The sequence below is a fragment of the Streptomyces collinus genome (assembly GCF_031348265.1).
Lineage (GTDB): Bacteria > Actinomycetota > Actinomycetes > Streptomycetales > Streptomycetaceae > Streptomyces > Streptomyces collinus.
The window spans coordinates 5,701,302-5,716,149 of record NZ_CP133771.1 but is presented as its reverse complement, the minus strand read 5'-3'; the positions used below and the strand labels follow the sequence as shown (position 1 = coordinate 5,716,149).

The following is a 14,848-nucleotide window of genomic DNA, read 5'->3' as shown; positions in this document are numbered from 1 at the left end:
GATGACCAGCGAGGTTGACGAGACACCGGGCACGAGCGAGGCGCTCGGATACGAGCAGGCGCGGGACGAGCTGATCGAGGTCGTCCGGCGTCTGGAGGCGGGCGGTACGACGCTGGAGGAGTCCCTCGCGCTCTGGGAGCGGGGCGAGGAGCTGGCCAGGGTGTGCCGGCGGTGGCTGGAGGGCGCGCGGGCGCGGCTGGACGCGGCGCTGGCGGAGGAGACCGCGGAGGACGAGGGCACGGAGTGACCAGGGGCGTTCGGTTCGTGATGCACGACACCCCCACATTGGTTGAACGTTGAACTTCATTTCGCGTACGGTCGAAGACGTCAGCCGGTCATCCGGATCGACAGTCGCGAGAAAGTGCCTTCATGTCCCTCGTTCTTGACCCCGCAGCCCAGGACCTTCTGTTCCGTGAGGCCCGCAGCGCCAACACCTTCACCGACGAGCCGGTGACCGATGAGCAGGTGCAGGCGATCTACAACCTGGTCAAGTACGGCCCGACCGCCTTCAACCAGACCCCGCTGCGCATCACCCTGGTCCGCTCCCCCGAGGCCCGCGAGCGTCTGGTGGAGCACATGGCCGAGGGCAACCGGCCCAAGACCGCGAGCGCCCCGCTGGTGGCGATCCTCTCCGCGGACAACGAGTTCCACGAGGAGCTGCCGCACCTGTTCCCGGCCGCCCCGCAGATCAAGGACGTCTTCTTCACCGAGCGCCCGGTCCGCGAGAACGCCGCCGCGCTGAACGCCGCCCTCCAGGCCGCGTACTTCATCGTCGGCGTCCGCGCCGCCGGCCTCGCCGCCGGACCGATGACCGGCTTCGACTTCGAGGGCGTGCGCAAGGAGTTCCTGGACGACGACCACACCCCGCTGATGGTCGTCAACATCGGCCGCCCGGGCCCGGACGCCTGGCACCCGCGCTCCCCGCGCCTGGGCTTCGACCAGGTCGTCACGACCGTCTGAGCGACGCGCATGAGGAAGGCCCCCGGCATCCGCCGGGGGCCTTCCTCATGCGCGCTCACTTCGTCCGCAGCGCCTCGGCCATCTTCGTCAGCTGCGCGAACGAGGCGGTGCCCGTCACGACCGTCGTCGAACCCTTGGTGCCCTCCAGGACCAGCGCGTCGTACCGGCCGCCCTCGTAACGGGTCCACGTCTCGCCGGCGATCTTCTCGGTCTTCCCGGTCTCCCGCGCGCCCTGGGTCGCCTCGTCGACGAAGACGGGGCGCCGCTGAGTGGACTGCTCGACCGCCACGTACTCCCCCTCGGGATCGTGGAAGCCGAGGTGCCAGGCGTCGAACTCGTCGCCCTGGAAGCGGACGGAGGTGGCCTTCCATGCGTCGGGCAGACCCTGGGGCGCGGCCACCGGGTAGGAGGCCGCGCGGCGTGCCGTGAGCAGTTCGACCCGGTAGTCGACGGCCTTGACGTCGGGCGCGCTGTCGTCGTGCGGGATGAAGAGGTACACGAAGCCCGCCACCAGGACGATGACTCCCATGGAGAGGATCATGTCCCGCGCCGTCTTCTGCTTGCCGTTCTTGCCTGCCACGCCCCTATCGTCGCAGGTCCCTGCCGCGCTCATCCGTGGGGGCCCCTGCTCATTTTGCGGCCTCGGCGATAGAGTCGGGCGACAAAGCCCTCATCCGGCCGTCGTCGTACAGAAAGGTGCGCTCCGATGACCGAGCATCATCATTTGCCGTCCGAACTCGATGTGCCCTCCGAGGCCCCCGACCGCAACCTCGCCCTGGAACTGGTCCGGGTCACCGAGGCCGCGGCGATGGCCGCGGGCCGCTGGGTCGGGCGGGGTGACAAGAACGGCGCCGACGGCGCCGCGGTACGCGCCATGCGCACCCTCGTCTCCACCGTCTCGATGAACGGCGTCGTCGTCATCGGCGAGGGCGAGAAGGACGAAGCCCCCATGCTGTTCAACGGGGAGCGCGTGGGCGACGGGACCGGGCCCGAGTGCGACATCGCCGTCGACCCGATCGACGGCACGACGCTGACCGCGAAGGGCATGACCAACGCGATCGCGGTGCTGGCCGCCGCCGAGCGCGGGTCCATGTTCGACCCGTCCGCCGTCTTCTACATGGACAAGCTCGTCACCGGTCCGGAGGCGGCCGACTTCGTCGACATCAACGCCCCGGTGTCGGTGAACATCCGGCGGGTCGCCAAGGCGAAGCGGTCCGCGCCGGAGGACGTGACGGTGGTGATCCTCGACCGCCCGCGGCACGAGGGCATCATCAAGGAGATCCGGGAGACCGGGGCCCGCATCAAGCTGATCTCCGACGGCGACGTGGCCGGCTCGATCCTGGCGCTGCGCGAGGGCACGGGCGTCGATCTGCTGCTCGGCATCGGCGGTACGCCCGAGGGCATCATCTCGGCCTGCGCGGTGAAGTGCCTGGGCGGCACGATCCAGGGCAAGCTGTGGCCCAAGGACGACGAGGAGCGGCAGCGGGCGATCGACGCGGGGCATGATCTCGACCGGGTGCTGACGACCGAGGACCTCGTCACCGGGGAGAACGTGTTCTTCGTGGCCACCGGCATCACCGACGGGGAGCTGCTGCGGGGGGTGCGCTACCGGGCGGAGAACGCCACGACCGACTCGATCGTGATGCGCTCGCGGTCGGGCACGGTCCGCCGGATCTCCTCCGAGCACCGGCTCAGCAAGCTGCGGGCCTACAGCGCGATCGACTTCGACAAGGGGAAGTAGCCCCGAGGAGCGGAAGAACAGCGCAGCGAAAGGGCGTCCCCGGTGCGGTGGGGACGCCCTTTTCGTGGCGCGCGCTGCGTGGTGCTCGCTGCGTGGTGCTCGTTTCGCAGGGCTCGGCCGTCAGCCTGCCGCCGCTATCTGGTTCGCCGGGCGGGCCGCCTTCTTCAGCTCCATCTCACGGCGGCGGCGCCGGGCCAGGACCACGCGGCGCTCCGCGGCGGTGAGGCCGCCCCAGACGCCGTAGGGCTCGGGCTGGAGCAGGGCGTGCTCGCGGCACTCGACCATCACCGGACAGCGGGCACAGACCCGCTTCGCCGCCTCCTCCCGGGACAGTCTCGCGGCGGTCGGCTCCTTGGAGGGGGCGAAGAACAGGCCGGCCTCGTCACGACGGCACACCGCTTCGGTGTGCCACGGGGCGTCCTGGTCCCTGTCTCGCGCTGGCACCCGCGGGGCCGGAACGGCAGCTACCTGCAGGGACGAATGCGGCGGTTGCAGCACGGTCTACTCCTGACGACGGCTTCGCGAGCGAGAGACGATGCAGCAAGGCCTACCCGCTGTACGCGCGCCTATGCACTGAGTTCCGAACCGCCGGATTCGGGGGATTCGCGCCTGTCAATGCCCCAGGTGTTTGCGCAAACTCCTGTCGACCTTGCGCTGCACCCGGTCCAGGATGTCCGCGACGACCTTGCCCCGCTTCGGCCGCGCCTCGATGCTCCCCAGGACCGCCCAGCCGTCGACGTAGACGATGGGGGCCTGCGGGTCGCCGGAGTCGAGGGTGTCCACCTCGAAGCTGCCGAGGACGCCGCTGCCCGTGCCGCGCAGCGACACGTTCTCCGGGACGCGGATCTCGACGCTGCCGAAGATCGCGAACGACTTGACGACGACCTGCTGGTGATCGAAGAGGGCCTCGCTGAGGTCTATCTCGACACTGCCGAAGACCGCGTACGCGTGGATACGGCGGCCCGCACGCCAGCGGCCCTTGCGGACGGCGCCGCTGAAGACCGCGACCACGTTGTCGTCCGGGTCGATCGGGATGGCACCGGCGGTGGGGCGGTGCGGGGCGGGAGCCGGGGAGGAGCCGGGGCCCTGACGGTGGGCCGCGGGCAGGTCCCGTATGAAGACCTCCAGCTCGCCGACCGTCTTGGCGCGCAGCACCCCCTCGACGCGCTCGGCGTGCTCGTCGGCGGTGAGGCGGCCTTCGGCCAGGGCGTCGTGCAGGATGTCGGCGATGCGGTCACGCTCGGCGTCGGAGGCGCGGAGCTCGGAGACGGCGGGCGCGCTCTGCTGCTGAAGGTCCTGCTTCTGAAGGTCCACGACAGCAGCGTACCGAAACACGATAGATCGCGACACCCCTCGGTGGTACCCCCTTGCGGTACGCCCGGATGTGACGAACTGAGCCTTACCTCACAAGCTCGCCGTCAGCGGCAGGTTCTACGCTGGTTGGCGCTCGCCAAAGGAGGCGGGCCGCCGTCTGTCGAGTGAGGAATGGGCGAGATGCCTGAGTTCGCGTACACCGATCTGCTCCCCCAGGGCGAGGACACCACCCCGTACCGGCTGGTGACCTCCGAGGGCGTCTCCACCGTCGAGGGGCCGGACGGGCGGACCTTCCTCCAGGTGGAGCCGGAGGCGCTGCGCAAGCTCGCCGAGGAGGCCATCCACGACATCCAGCACTACCTGCGCCCGGCCCACCTCGCGCAGCTGCGCCGCATCATCGACGACCCCGAGGCGTCGGGCAACGACAAGTTCGTGGCGCTGGACCTGCTGAAGAACGCGAACATCGCGGCCGCCGGGGTGCTGCCCATGTGCCAGGACACGGGCACGGCGATCGTGATGGGCAAGCGCGGCCAGAACGTGCTGACCCAGGGCCGCGACGAGGAGGCCCTGAGCCGCGGCATCTACGACGCGTACAAGAACCTGAACCTGCGCTACTCGCAGATGGCCCCGCTCACCATGTGGGAGGAGAAGAACACCGGCTCCAACCTCCCCGCGCAGATCGAGCTGTACGCGGCGGACGGCGGCGCCTACAAGTTCCTCTTCATGGCGAAGGGCGGCGGCTCGGCCAACAAGTCGTTCCTGTACCAGGAGACGAAGGCCGTCCTGAACGAGTCCTCCATGATGAAGTTCCTGGAGGAGAAGATCCGTTCGCTGGGCACGGCGGCCTGCCCGCCCTACCACCTGGCGATCGTGGTCGGCGGCACGTCCGCCGAGTACGCGCTGAAGACCGCCAAGTACGCCTCCGCGCACTACCTGGACGAGATCCCGGCCGAGGGCTCCGAGCTCGGGCACGGCTTCCGGGACAAGGAGCTGGAGGAGAAGGTCTTCGAGCTGACGCAGAAGATCGGCATCGGCGCGCAGTTCGGCGGCAAGTACTTCTGCCACGACGTGCGCGTGGTGCGCCTGCCGCGGCACGGCGCGTCCTGCCCGGTGGCCATCGCCGTGTCCTGCTCCGCCGACCGTCAGGCCGTCGCGAAGATCACCGCCGAGGGCGTCTTCCTGGAGCAGCTGGAGACGGACCCGGCGCGCTTCCTGCCGGAGACGACGGACGAGCACCTCGACGAGTCCTCGGACGTCGTGAAGATCGACCTCAACCAGCCGATGGAGCAGATCCTCGCCGAGCTCACGAAGCACCCGGTGAAGACCCGCCTGTCCCTGACCGGCCCGCTGGTCGTGGCCCGCGACATCGCGCACGCCAAGATCAAGGAACGGCTGGACGCGGGCGAGGAGATGCCGCAGTACCTGAAGGACCACCCGGTGTACTACGCCGGCCCGGCCAAGACGCCCGAGGGCTACGCGTCCGGCTCCTTCGGCCCGACCACGGCCGGCCGGATGGATTCCTACGTGGAGCAGTTCCAGGCGGCGGGCGGCTCCAAGGTGATGCTGGCCAAGGGCAACCGCAGCAAGCAGGTCACGGACGCGTGCGACGCCCACGGCGGTTTCTACCTCGGCTCCATCGGCGGCCCGGCCGCCCGCCTCGCCCAGGACTGCATCAAGAAGGTCGAGGTCGTCGAGTACGAGGAGCTCGGCATGGAGGCCGTCTGGAAGATCGAGGTCGAGGACTTCCCGGCGTTCATCGTCGTCGACGACAAGGGCAACGACTTCTTCCAGGACCCGGCGCCGGCGCCGACGTTCACCTCGATCCCGGTGCGGGGCCCCGGTCTGGCGTAACGCCTCGGGCGCGGCGGGAGGAGGATGTCGCCCCCGCCGCCCCTGCCCGTTCCCGTCTCCCTCACCTCCATTCCGGTACGCGGTCCCGGACTCGCCTGAGAACAGGGGTGACGATTCACCTCCACGGGGAACAGTGGTCGCGGCGCTGACGCTGTGACACGTGGAGGTGATCGTCGATGACCGACGAGCAGGACAGGACCGAGTACCGCACCGAGCGCGACTCCATGGGCGAGGTGCGGGTGCCCGCGCACGCCAAGTGGCGGGCCCAGACCCAGCGGGCCGTGGAGAACTTCCCCGTCTCCGGGCAGCGCATCGAGCGCGCGCACATCGAGGCGCTGGCCCGCATCAAGGGGGCCGCGGCCAAGGTCAACGCCGAGCTGGGGGTCCTGGACAAGGACATCGCCGGGGCGATCCAGGAGGCGGCCGGGGAGGTCGCCGAGGGGAAGTGGGACGCGCACTTCCCGGTCGACGTGTTCCAGACCGGGTCCGGGACCTCGTCCAACATGAACACCAACGAGGTCATCGCCACGCTCGCGAGCGAGCGGCTGGGCAGCGCCGTGCACCCCAACGACCACGTCAACGCCTCCCAGTCGTCCAACGACGTCTTCCCCTCCTCGATCCACATCGCCGCCACCGCCGCCGTGACGCGCGATCTGGTCCCCGCCCTGGAGCACCTCGCCGCCTCCCTGGAGCGCAAGGCCGAGGAGTTCGCCGACGTGGTGAAGTCGGGGCGGACGCATCTGATGGACGCCACGCCCGTGACGCTGGGCCAGGAGTTCGGCGGGTACGCGGCCCAGGTGCGGTTCGGCGTCGAGCGGCTTCGGGCCTCCCTCCCCCGGCTCGCCGAACTGCCCCTCGGCGGCACGGCCGTCGGCACCGGCATCAACACCCCGCCCGGGTTCTCCGCCGCCGTCATCGAGGAGGTCGCCCGCACCACCGGGCTGCCCCTCACCGAGGCCCGGAACCACTTCGAGGCGCAGGGCGCCCGGGACGGCATCGTCGAGACCAGCGGGCAGCTGCGGACCATCGCGGTCGGGCTGACGAAGATCGCCAACGATCTGCGCTGGATGTCCTCCGGGCCGCGCACCGGTCTCGCCGAGATCGCCCTGCCCGACCTCCAGCCCGGATCCTCGATCATGCCGGGCAAGGTGAATCCGGTCATTCCCGAGGCCGTGCTGATGGTCGCCGCGCAGGTCGTCGGCAACGACGCCACCGTCGCGACCGCCGGCGCCGCCGGGAACTTCGAGCTGAACGTCATGCTGCCGGTCATCGCGAAGAACGTGCTGGAGTCGGTCCGGCTGCTCGCCAACGTGACGCGGCTGCTGGCCGACCGCGCCGTGGACGGCATCACCGCGAACCGCGAGCGGGCGCGGGAGTACGCCGAGTCGTCCCCGTCCGTCGTCACGCCGCTCAACAAGTACATCGGCTACGAGGAGGCCGCCAAGGTGGCTAAGAAGGCCCTGGCCGAGCGGAAGACGATCCGTCAGGTCGTGCTGGACGGCGGCTACGTGGAGCGCGGGGACCTGACCGCGGAGCAGCTCGACGAGGCCCTGGATGTCCTGCGGATGACACACCCGTGACGAGGGCACACGTTCGTGTGCCCGGCGCGTGAACCGTGACACGCGCCGCAGCGTCGTATGCCTACGGCACCTAATATCTGTTCATGGCGGACGGTGGAGCGATGAGACGCGTGGAAACGGGTGGTGCGGCAGGCTTCTGGGCGCCCGGGAGCCGGATCCTGTGGCGGTACCGGGAGAACGGCGGCACGCATGTGCACATCGCGCGTCCCGTCACCGTCGTCCGGGACGACGCCGACCTGCTCGCCGTGTGGCTGGCGCCGGGCACCGAGTGTGTGAAGCCCGTGCTCGCCGACGGCACGCCCGTGCATCTGGAACCGCTGGAGTCGCGCTACACCAAGCCGCGGGCCGTGCAGCGCGACCGGTGGTTCGGTACGGGTGTGCTGAAGCTCGCCACGCCCGGCGAACCCTGGTCGGTGTGGCTGTTCTGGGAGCCGGGCTGGCAGTTCAAGAACTGGTACGTGAACCTGGAGGAGCCGTTGACCCGTTGGGCGGGCGGCGTCGACTCCGTGGACCATTACCTGGACATCTCCGTCCATCCCGACCGGAGTTGGCACTGGCGGGACGAGGACGAGTTCGCCCAGGCCCGGCGGGACGGGCTGATGGACGACCAACAGGCGGAAAAGGTACAGGCGGCGGGGCGGGACGCCGTCGAGGTGATCCGCGCGTGGGGTCCGCCGTTCTCGGAAGGCTGGCAGCACTGGCGCCCGGATCCCTCCTGGGCTGTACCGTCACTGCCGGAGGACTGGGATCGTACGCCCGCGCATGTGTCCTCATGAGACCCTTGATGCGCCCCCGGGCAAGAAACGTAGGATCGTCCTCCGCAAGGGCGCGCGGCGGCAACTACCGGAGCACGCGCTGGGCTTGACCGATCGTCACCGAGGGGCGGCAGGACGTGAGCGAGGGGTACGAGGGCAACACCGGAAGGGCCTGCGCCACGGGCCCCAGGGGCCGTCAGACGGCCCCTGCGGACCGCAGACGGTCCGCCGGTGGCACAGGAACAACCTCTGACCACGCGGGAATTCCGTTCCTGGGGCACGTATTCCGGGTATCGGAGTTTCGGCGGGACCAACTGCGCGCGCGGCGCGCAGCCCCGGACGGATGGATTCGACACGCGTGACGGAGCAGCCGACCTCGTTCGAACGCCCCCAGACGGGCGTCGACCCCGTGGATCCCCGCGGGGCGTTCGTGCATACCCCGACACCGGCGCGGGCACCCGGCGCCGGCGCCTTACCGGTACAGGGCCGCCCCGGCGGCGACGTCAGCGCTCCGGTCACGACGGCACACAGCACGCCGGGCACGTCGGAGCCGGGCACCTCCACGCCGTTCGGCAAGGGCAAGGACACTGTGAGCGACCCCGCCTCCGAGCACTCCCAGCCGGGTGCCGAGCAGACCGCCGAGCGCGAGACGCCTCGGCCGCGCCCCGCCCCCGAGGGCATTCCGGTCCAGCCGGCCGACGAAGGGGACCGGCCGGCGGTGAACACCGACGGGCAGGAGCGGCGCAGCGGCCAGAGCCTGCCGCCGGGCCGGCCCACGCCCATGCGGCGGGACGGCGACCGGCTCAGGTTCGTGGGGGCCGCCACCCGGCGGATCGCCCGCGGCATCGACCTGGACGAGATCGTGATGGGGCTGTGCCGGGCGACCGTGCCCACCTTCTCCGACGCGATCCTGGTCTATCTGCGCGACCCGCTGCCCGTCGGCGACGAGCGGCCCACCGGCCCGCTGGTGCTGCGGCTGCGCCGCACCGACCGGATACCGGCGGAGCGCGACACGGAGAACGGCTTCCTGCCGGCCGCGCAGCCCGAGCCGAACGAGCTGGACACGGTCGGCGCCGAGCTGTGCGAGGTGCGGCCCGGCAGCGCGCTCGCCGAGGTGCTGCGGGGTGTGCGCCCGGTCTTCACGGACGCTCCGGCGGCCCGGGCCGCCCTGCCCGAGCTGCTCGGTGAAGGCGGCGAGTTCGGTGTACCGGACGGGCAGCGCGCGATCCTCGCCCCGCTGCGCGGCCGGCGCCGGGTCATCGGTGCGGCGCTGTTCCTGCGCCGGCCCGAGCGCATGGCGTTCGAGCCGGACGACCTGCTGGTGGCCGCCCAGCTCGCCACGCACAGCGCCCTCGGCATCGACAAGGCGGTGCTGTACGGCCGCGAGGCCTACATCGCGGACGAGCTGCAGCGCACCATGCTGCCCGAGACGCTGCCCCGCCCGACGGGCGTGCGGCTGGCCTCCCGCTACCTGCCGGCGGCGGAGACGGCCCGGGTGGGCGGCGACTGGTACGACGCGATCCCGCTGCCCGGCAGCCGGGTCGCCCTGGTCGTCGGTGACGTCATGGGCCACTCCATGACCTCGGCCGCCATCATGGGCCAGCTGCGCACCACGGCCCAGACCCTCGCCGGCCTGGACCTGCCGCCGCAGGAGGTCCTGCACCACCTCGCCGAACAGGCCCAGCGCCTCGGCGTGGACCGCATGGCGACCTGCCTCTACGCCGTGTACGACCCGGTATCGCACCGCATCACCATCGCCAACGCCGGTCATCCGCCGCCCGTCCTGCTCCACCTGGGCGGCCGTGCGGAGGTGCTGCGCGTGCCGGCCGGTGCCCCGATCGGGGTCGGCGGCGTGGACTTCGAGGCCGTGGAGCTGGACGCGCCCGCCGGGGCGACCCTGCTGCTCTACACCGACGGCCTGGTCGAGTCGCGCCTGCGCGATGTGTGGACGGGCATCGAGCAGCTGCGGGAGAAGCTCGCCGCGGTCGCGCAGCTCACCGGGCCGGACCATCCGCCGCCCCTGGAAGCACTGTGCGACGAGGTGCTCGACATGCTCGGCCCGGGCGACCGGGACGACGACATCGCGCTGCTCGCGGCCCGTTTCGACGGGATCGCGCCCAGTGACGTGGCGTACTGGTTCCTGGAGCCGGAGGACGCCGCCCCGGGCCGGGCCCGCCGGCTGGCCCGGCGTGCGTTGCAGCGCTGGGGCCTGGAGGAGCTCAGCGACTCCGTGGAGCTGCTCGTCAGCGAGGTCGTCACCAACGCGGTGCGGTACGCCTCGCGGCCGGTGACGCTGCGTCTGCTGCGCACGGACGTGCTGCGCTGCGAGGTCGGCGACGACGTGCCGCAGCTGCCGCGGCTGCGCCAGGCCCGGGCCACCGACGAGGGCGGCCGGGGGCTGTACCTGGTGAACCGGATGGCCCGGCGCTGGGGCGCGACCCGGCTCAGCACGGGCAAGGTGGTCTGGTTCGAGCTGAACCGGGGCTGAGCACGCCTACGGCACGGGCCGGTCCCCGCACCGCGGGGGCCGGCCCGTCGTCGAAAGCCCGTCACTTCCTGCGGGCTGCCGCCCGGTTCAGGACTGCTGTCGGGCGAGGCGTTCGGCGGACCGCTTCCGCGCCGGCTGGAGCGGGTCGGCGCCCGATCCGGCGCCCTTGCCGGGAACCCATTCCCAGCCCTGGATCTTCGCCGCGGTCGCCGCCAGCCTGCCGTCATCGGGCTCGACGTCGAGGTAGAAGAGCGCCTCGTCCGGGTGCTTGTCGTCGCCGCCCCACCGGACCACGCCGTCGCACTCGGCGAGGATGTCCCGGATCACCACCGTCTGCTGCGGGAAGAAGCCGCCCTGCGCGCCGGAGGGGTAGTGGCCCGGCCGGATCTGGACCGCCGTGCCGGAGGCCTGGTTCGACTCGGCCAGGCCCTTGCGGACCGTCGAGGGGTGACGCCAGCCGGTGACGTCGCCCCGGCGCAGTTCGTCGATCTCGTAGTGGAAGCGGCGGATCACATGGACGAGGACCGTCTCGACGTCGCCCATGCGGATCTGGACGCCGTCGACGGGGGTGCCGGGGACAGGTCTGGTGTAGACGTGCCCGTGGTCGTCCGCGATCTTCTCCATCTCCCATCCGTTCGTCGACGGAGTGCCGCTGAGGACTCGCTTGTTGCGTTCCTGCGCCTTCCGTATCGCTTCACGGATCTTGTCCGGTCCGGGTTGCGTCGTGGCCGCGTGGACGGGAGACGTCAGCGTCCCCGCGGCGACGGCGGTGCCGGCGGCCAGGAAGACGGCACGGCGCAGGGCGGTACGACGCGAGATGTTCACAGTCACGCAGTTCTCTCCTTGTGGTGGGTGCGGGAACGCGCAGCGCATGCGGTGAGAGCGACAGCGCCCACCGCCGACACCCCCGCCACGGGGTTCAGGTAGCCCGGGATGGCGGCTTCGTACGTCTTCCCGTCCTTGACGTGGCACCCGAAGCGCAGGGGGACGAACGAGGTCTCATAGCGGTCGACGACGACCTCGGACCTTTTGTCAGGACCTCCCAGCACCTTCGTGCAGGCCGCGGCCTGAGCGTGTTCGTCCAGCAACAACAGGTGCAGGACACCCCAGGTGTACATGCCGACCGTCGCCACCCAGGCGAGGATCGCCGCTCCCTTGAGCAGGCCCGGCCGGGTCCGTTTCCTGCCGGCCCGGATGAGCGTCACGACCGCGTAGATCGCGAGCCCCGGGGTGGCGACGAGTCCGGCCAGCGACAGCAGGAGCACGACGACGGGGTTGTGACCTGCGTATGGTTCGTCTCCCGACATGCGTGCAGCCTGTCACGGGTTACGGGCGATGGCGTTGTACTTCTCCATGACCTGATACAGCGCCAGACGCTTCTTCGCGTGCGCCTTCGCCTCGTCGTTCGTGCCCTGGTACCGCCGCAGGACCTCGTAGACCTCGTTCTCCGTGTAGTCCAGGCGCATGGGGCGCAGCGTGGTCTCGTCGTTCCCGCTGCCCGGCGCTCCGTCGGCGTTCCAGAGGTGGATCAGGGGCACGATCGACAGGGCGAACTGGTCGTCGTCCCGGCACTTGCGCCACATGCTGTAGAGGGTGTCGTCGTTGATGTCCTTGGCGCTGCCGGTGACGTAGCCCTTGCTGACGGCGTGGTTCCATGCCCGGGTCGCCGTGATGCCGAAGATCTGGCAGATGCCGGTGGAGGTGTCCTTGAAGGTTCCGGTCGTCTCGTAGGCCGTGATGACGGCCAGGTCCGCGCTTTCGTCGATCGCGTCGACGTGTCGCATCTCCCAGTAGGCGGAGGTCTGGATGAGGGCCTTCCGCATCTTGTAGCGGTAGGCGTACAGGGTGATGTCGGAGTCGTAGTCGACCACGGTCGTCGTGAAGCACTTCCAGTGCTGCCACTTCCGCACGCCGCCGTCGTTGGGGAAGCCGATCGACTCCATGTACTTGCCGACGTCCGTCATCATGGCCTGCACGAGATCAGGGTCCAGGCTGGTGTCGGCGAGGACGCCCCTGGGCTTGTTGAAGGATCCCTGACCGGTGTCGCGGCCGGACGCGATGTTCACGTCGATGTTGATCGATCCGCTGCCGGAGCCGACGGTCTTGGTGACGATCTGGTCGTAGGCCCAGTTCTCGGGGAGCGGGTAGCCGAAGTTCCCCGAGAATCCTGAGGACATGTCGGAGACGAACGAGGCCGAGGCGTGCCCCGCGTCCGACACACGCGTGCACACGTTGCGGGGGCCGTAGACGCCGACGCCGTAGCGGTTGCCGTCGTCGCGCATGGCGTCCTCGATGCCCTTGAAGTGGGGCAGGACGTTGTCGGTGACCTCGTAGTCGTAGGCGTCGAAGTCGACGGCGAAGAAGATCCGCGTGCCCGACTTGAAGCCGTGGTCGAGTGCCGCGTTGATCGCGGCCTGTCCCGCGGCACGCCCCAGGGGGTAGCTGAAGTCGTCCGCGCCTCGCCCGAAGGTCTGGTAGATCGGGAAACAGCGCAGTCCTTGGTCGGCGATCGTCTGGAGCTCGCCGGGCTGGATCTCCTTCTCGGGGACCTTGCCTCCGCCGGGGATCGGGTTGGTCAGGTAGCGCCCGACGTAGGTGATGCCTTCGGCCTTGAGCGCCTTGGCGCGATCCGGCGTGATCCTGGTGACGCCGTCGCAGGCAGAGCCCTTGCGGTTCTGGTCGCCGTAGGAGACGAGGAGGGAGGCCCAGGTGGAGAAGTCGCCCTTCCCCGTCACGGGGAGCTTGACGAACGACTGGAACGAGCGGACCGCGTCGGCATGGGCGGCGGTGAAGGTGCCGCCGAAAGAGACGGAGCGCTGGTTGAGCAGCATGCCGGCCGTGAACAACTGCACCCAGGTACCGGACGATCCGACCGACAGGGTGTGTTCCTTCAGACCCGCCTGGGTGCCCGGGCCGAACACCCCGTTGGCGACGCCGTCGGCCATGCCGATGGTGTACTGGACCGCGTAGAGCATCGCCTGGGCGACGGTACGGGAGTGATGACCGTCGCAGGAGATGATGTAGAAGTCCCGGCGGTGGACGAATTCGCCGTTCATCCACTGCTGCACGGAGCGGATCTGGGCGGATCCGTTGTTGACGGTGACGTACGGGTCCATGTTCAGAAGGCCCTTGAACACCTTCGGGACCACGTCACCGCCGGGGTAGGCGAAGTCGACGCCCATGTCCTTCTTGAGCTGGATCACCGAGTCGCGGACACGGTCGTTGTACTTGCCGTCGATCTCGCCGCCGTCGTAGCCCTTGCAGTACAGGCCGGCCTGGACGATCCGGATGATGTTCGCCGGGACACCCGACGCACCGATGCGCGGGTACTTCGACTGGAGCGTGGAGAGCGTGCCGGGGCCGAAGTTGTCCGACAGGCTGGAGATGCCCAGCTCGTACTGGAGCGCCCGGGTGAGGGCGAACATGACGGTCCAGCCGGTCTCGCCGTCCTCGACGAGCCGCGATATGCCCAGCTTCGCACCCTTGTCATAGGTGCCGTTGATGAACTGCTGGGCTCTGCGCACCATCTCATCGGCCATGGGCGTGGCTCTCCTTCACAAAGGTCGTGTCCGCGGACCGGAGCGTGACGGCACCCCCATCCGGTGCGGGACCGGCAGGGGTTGACGAGGGGCGGCCTCACCGGGAGGCGAGACAGCTCAGAGGCGCGGCATGGCGGCACGACTGCAAAGAAGATGCGCGCATGACAGACGGCACGGCGACATCAGGAACCTCCCCCGTTCCGGCGGCATGGTCAGTGCGCCGGATCAGTGATCACCATAGGCACAGCGTGAGCAGGAGGAGCAAGGGCTCAACTTCTGCGCCAGTCGGTGTGGTGGCCTGATTCCGACCCACTCAAGCACCGGGTTCCGGAACAGCCGTTGAGTCGACCGCGCCCTCCCCGTGCCAGCGAAGAGGCCGTGAAGCGGAATGGCCGGAGGGAGGGACATTTCCGGCCGGAAAAGCGTCCAAAACTGGCTGCCCGGACAGCTCGGCCGGCGCTTTTGAGCCAGCCCTTCCCCTGCCCGGTCACACTCACCCGTCGGCATTCACGACGTACACCCAGATCATCCCTGTCGCGGACACCCGAGCAGCCCTGCCGACGGGCGCCCCTCGGGGGGCACCTTTCAGCCAGATCGCACATCGCCGCTGTTCCGCCCCG

The 14,848-nt window shown here is 70.0% G+C and carries 13 protein-coding genes; 7 read left to right on the top strand and 6 right to left on the bottom strand.

The genetic code is table 11. The features are described 5' to 3' along the window. Position 1: 1 nt before the first annotated feature. Together RFN52_RS26125 and RFN52_RS26120 are read left to right on the top strand one after the other, a co-directional pair. Positions 2–247 (top strand): exodeoxyribonuclease VII small subunit, encoded by a 246-nt coding sequence (locus RFN52_RS26125; RefSeq protein ID WP_184849521.1) that lies wholly within the window; start codon positions 2–4, stop codon positions 245–247. A 122-nt stretch (positions 248–369) separates the two neighbouring features. Next, positions 370–960, top strand: coding sequence for a malonic semialdehyde reductase (locus RFN52_RS26120; RefSeq protein ID WP_184849519.1), 591 nt, complete (start codon positions 370–372; stop codon positions 958–960). A 55-nt stretch (positions 961–1,015) separates the two neighbouring features. Here the strand turns inward: RFN52_RS26120 and RFN52_RS26115 are convergent, their stop codons facing one another. Next, on the bottom strand, positions 1,016–1,540 hold the full coding sequence (locus tag RFN52_RS26115; RefSeq protein WP_184849517.1) for a DUF4245 domain-containing protein: 525 nt from the start codon (positions 1,538–1,540) through the stop codon (positions 1,016–1,018). A gap of 126 nt (positions 1,541–1,666) precedes the next feature. Between RFN52_RS26115 and glpX the strand changes: the two genes are divergently transcribed. After that, positions 1,667–2,701, top strand: a complete 1,035-nt coding sequence (glpX, locus tag RFN52_RS26110) for a class II fructose-bisphosphatase (RefSeq protein ID WP_033311180.1) — start codon at positions 1,667–1,669, stop codon at positions 2,699–2,701. A gap of 120 nt (positions 2,702–2,821) precedes the next feature. On the opposite strand, the gene RFN52_RS26105 is transcribed toward glpX, so the two are convergent. Both RFN52_RS26105 and RFN52_RS26100 read right to left on the bottom strand, forming a co-directional pair. Next, the gene (locus RFN52_RS26105) at positions 2,822–3,199 is read right to left on the bottom strand and encodes a WhiB family transcriptional regulator (RefSeq protein ID WP_184849515.1); all 378 of its coding nucleotides are present in this window, start codon (positions 3,197–3,199) and stop codon (positions 2,822–2,824) included. 114 nt (positions 3,200–3,313) lie between these two features. Next, entirely contained in the window at positions 3,314–4,015 is a 702-nt protein-coding gene (locus RFN52_RS26100) for a DUF1707 SHOCT-like domain-containing protein (RefSeq protein WP_184849513.1), read from the bottom strand. Positions 4,016–4,195: 180 nt separating this feature from the next. Here RFN52_RS26100 and RFN52_RS26095 point away from each other — a divergent pair, with 180 nt between their 5' ends. The 4 genes from RFN52_RS26095 (at position 4,196) to RFN52_RS26080 (ending at position 10,689) form a co-directional block, all read left to right on the top strand. Beyond that, on the top strand, positions 4,196–5,866 hold the full coding sequence (locus RFN52_RS26095; protein ID WP_184849511.1) for a fumarate hydratase: 1,671 nt from the start codon (positions 4,196–4,198) through the stop codon (positions 5,864–5,866). Positions 5,867–6,042: 176 nt separating this feature from the next. Then, positions 6,043–7,446: a class II fumarate hydratase gene (locus RFN52_RS26090; protein ID WP_184849509.1), complete on the top strand. Its 1,404-nt coding sequence runs from the start codon at positions 6,043–6,045 to the stop codon at positions 7,444–7,446. Between the two features lie 83 nt (positions 7,447–7,529). Then, positions 7,530–8,222 (top strand): cytidylyl-2-hydroxypropylphosphonate hydrolase, encoded by a 693-nt coding sequence (gene fomD / locus RFN52_RS26085; protein WP_184849507.1) that lies wholly within the window; start codon positions 7,530–7,532, stop codon positions 8,220–8,222. A gap of 322 nt (positions 8,223–8,544) precedes the next feature. Further along, positions 8,545–10,689 (top strand): SpoIIE family protein phosphatase, encoded by a 2,145-nt coding sequence (locus tag RFN52_RS26080; protein WP_184849506.1) that lies wholly within the window; start codon positions 8,545–8,547, stop codon positions 10,687–10,689. A gap of 87 nt (positions 10,690–10,776) precedes the next feature. Here RFN52_RS26080 and RFN52_RS26075 read toward each other — a convergent pair whose 3' ends face one another. The 3 genes from RFN52_RS26075 to RFN52_RS26065 are packed head-to-tail and all read right to left on the bottom strand — an operon-like array spanning position 10,777 to position 14,228. Further along, complete coding sequence (locus tag RFN52_RS26075; protein ID WP_184849504.1) at positions 10,777–11,520, bottom strand: hypothetical protein; 744 nt, start codon at positions 11,518–11,520, stop codon at positions 10,777–10,779. Then, on the bottom strand, positions 11,517–11,996 hold the full coding sequence (locus RFN52_RS26070; protein WP_184849502.1) for a hypothetical protein: 480 nt from the start codon (positions 11,994–11,996) through the stop codon (positions 11,517–11,519). The genes RFN52_RS26075 and RFN52_RS26070 overlap by 4 nt, the downstream gene beginning before the upstream one ends. Before the next feature lie 12 nt (positions 11,997–12,008). Further along, positions 12,009–14,228 (bottom strand): glycoside hydrolase domain-containing protein, encoded by a 2,220-nt coding sequence (locus RFN52_RS26065; RefSeq protein ID WP_184849500.1) that lies wholly within the window; start codon positions 14,226–14,228, stop codon positions 12,009–12,011. Positions 14,229–14,848: the final 620 nt, after the last annotated feature.

What these genes read in the sequence shown, in the direction of transcription:
- RFN52_RS26125 (WP_184849521.1), top strand. Translation starts at nt 2, where the DNA reads ATGACCAGCGAGGTTGACGAGACACCGGGCACGAGCGAGGCGCTCGGA.
- RFN52_RS26120 (WP_184849519.1), top strand. Translation starts at nt 370, where the DNA reads ATGTCCCTCGTTCTTGACCCCGCAGCCCAGGACCTTCTGTTCCGTGAG.
- glpX (WP_033311180.1), top strand. Translation starts at nt 1,667, where the DNA reads ATGACCGAGCATCATCATTTGCCGTCCGAACTCGATGTGCCCTCCGAG.
- RFN52_RS26095 (WP_184849511.1), top strand. Translation starts at nt 4,196, where the DNA reads ATGCCTGAGTTCGCGTACACCGATCTGCTCCCCCAGGGCGAGGACACC.
- RFN52_RS26090 (WP_184849509.1), top strand. Translation starts at nt 6,043, where the DNA reads ATGACCGACGAGCAGGACAGGACCGAGTACCGCACCGAGCGCGACTCC.
- fomD (WP_184849507.1), top strand. Translation starts at nt 7,530, where the DNA reads ATGGCGGACGGTGGAGCGATGAGACGCGTGGAAACGGGTGGTGCGGCA.
- RFN52_RS26080 (WP_184849506.1), top strand. Translation starts at nt 8,545, where the DNA reads ATGGATTCGACACGCGTGACGGAGCAGCCGACCTCGTTCGAACGCCCC.
- RFN52_RS26070 (WP_184849502.1), bottom strand. Translation starts at nt 11,996, where the DNA reads ATGTCGGGAGACGAACCATACGCAGGTCACAACCCCGTCGTCGTGCTC.
- RFN52_RS26065 (WP_184849500.1), bottom strand. Translation starts at nt 14,228, where the DNA reads ATGGCCGATGAGATGGTGCGCAGAGCCCAGCAGTTCATCAACGGCACC.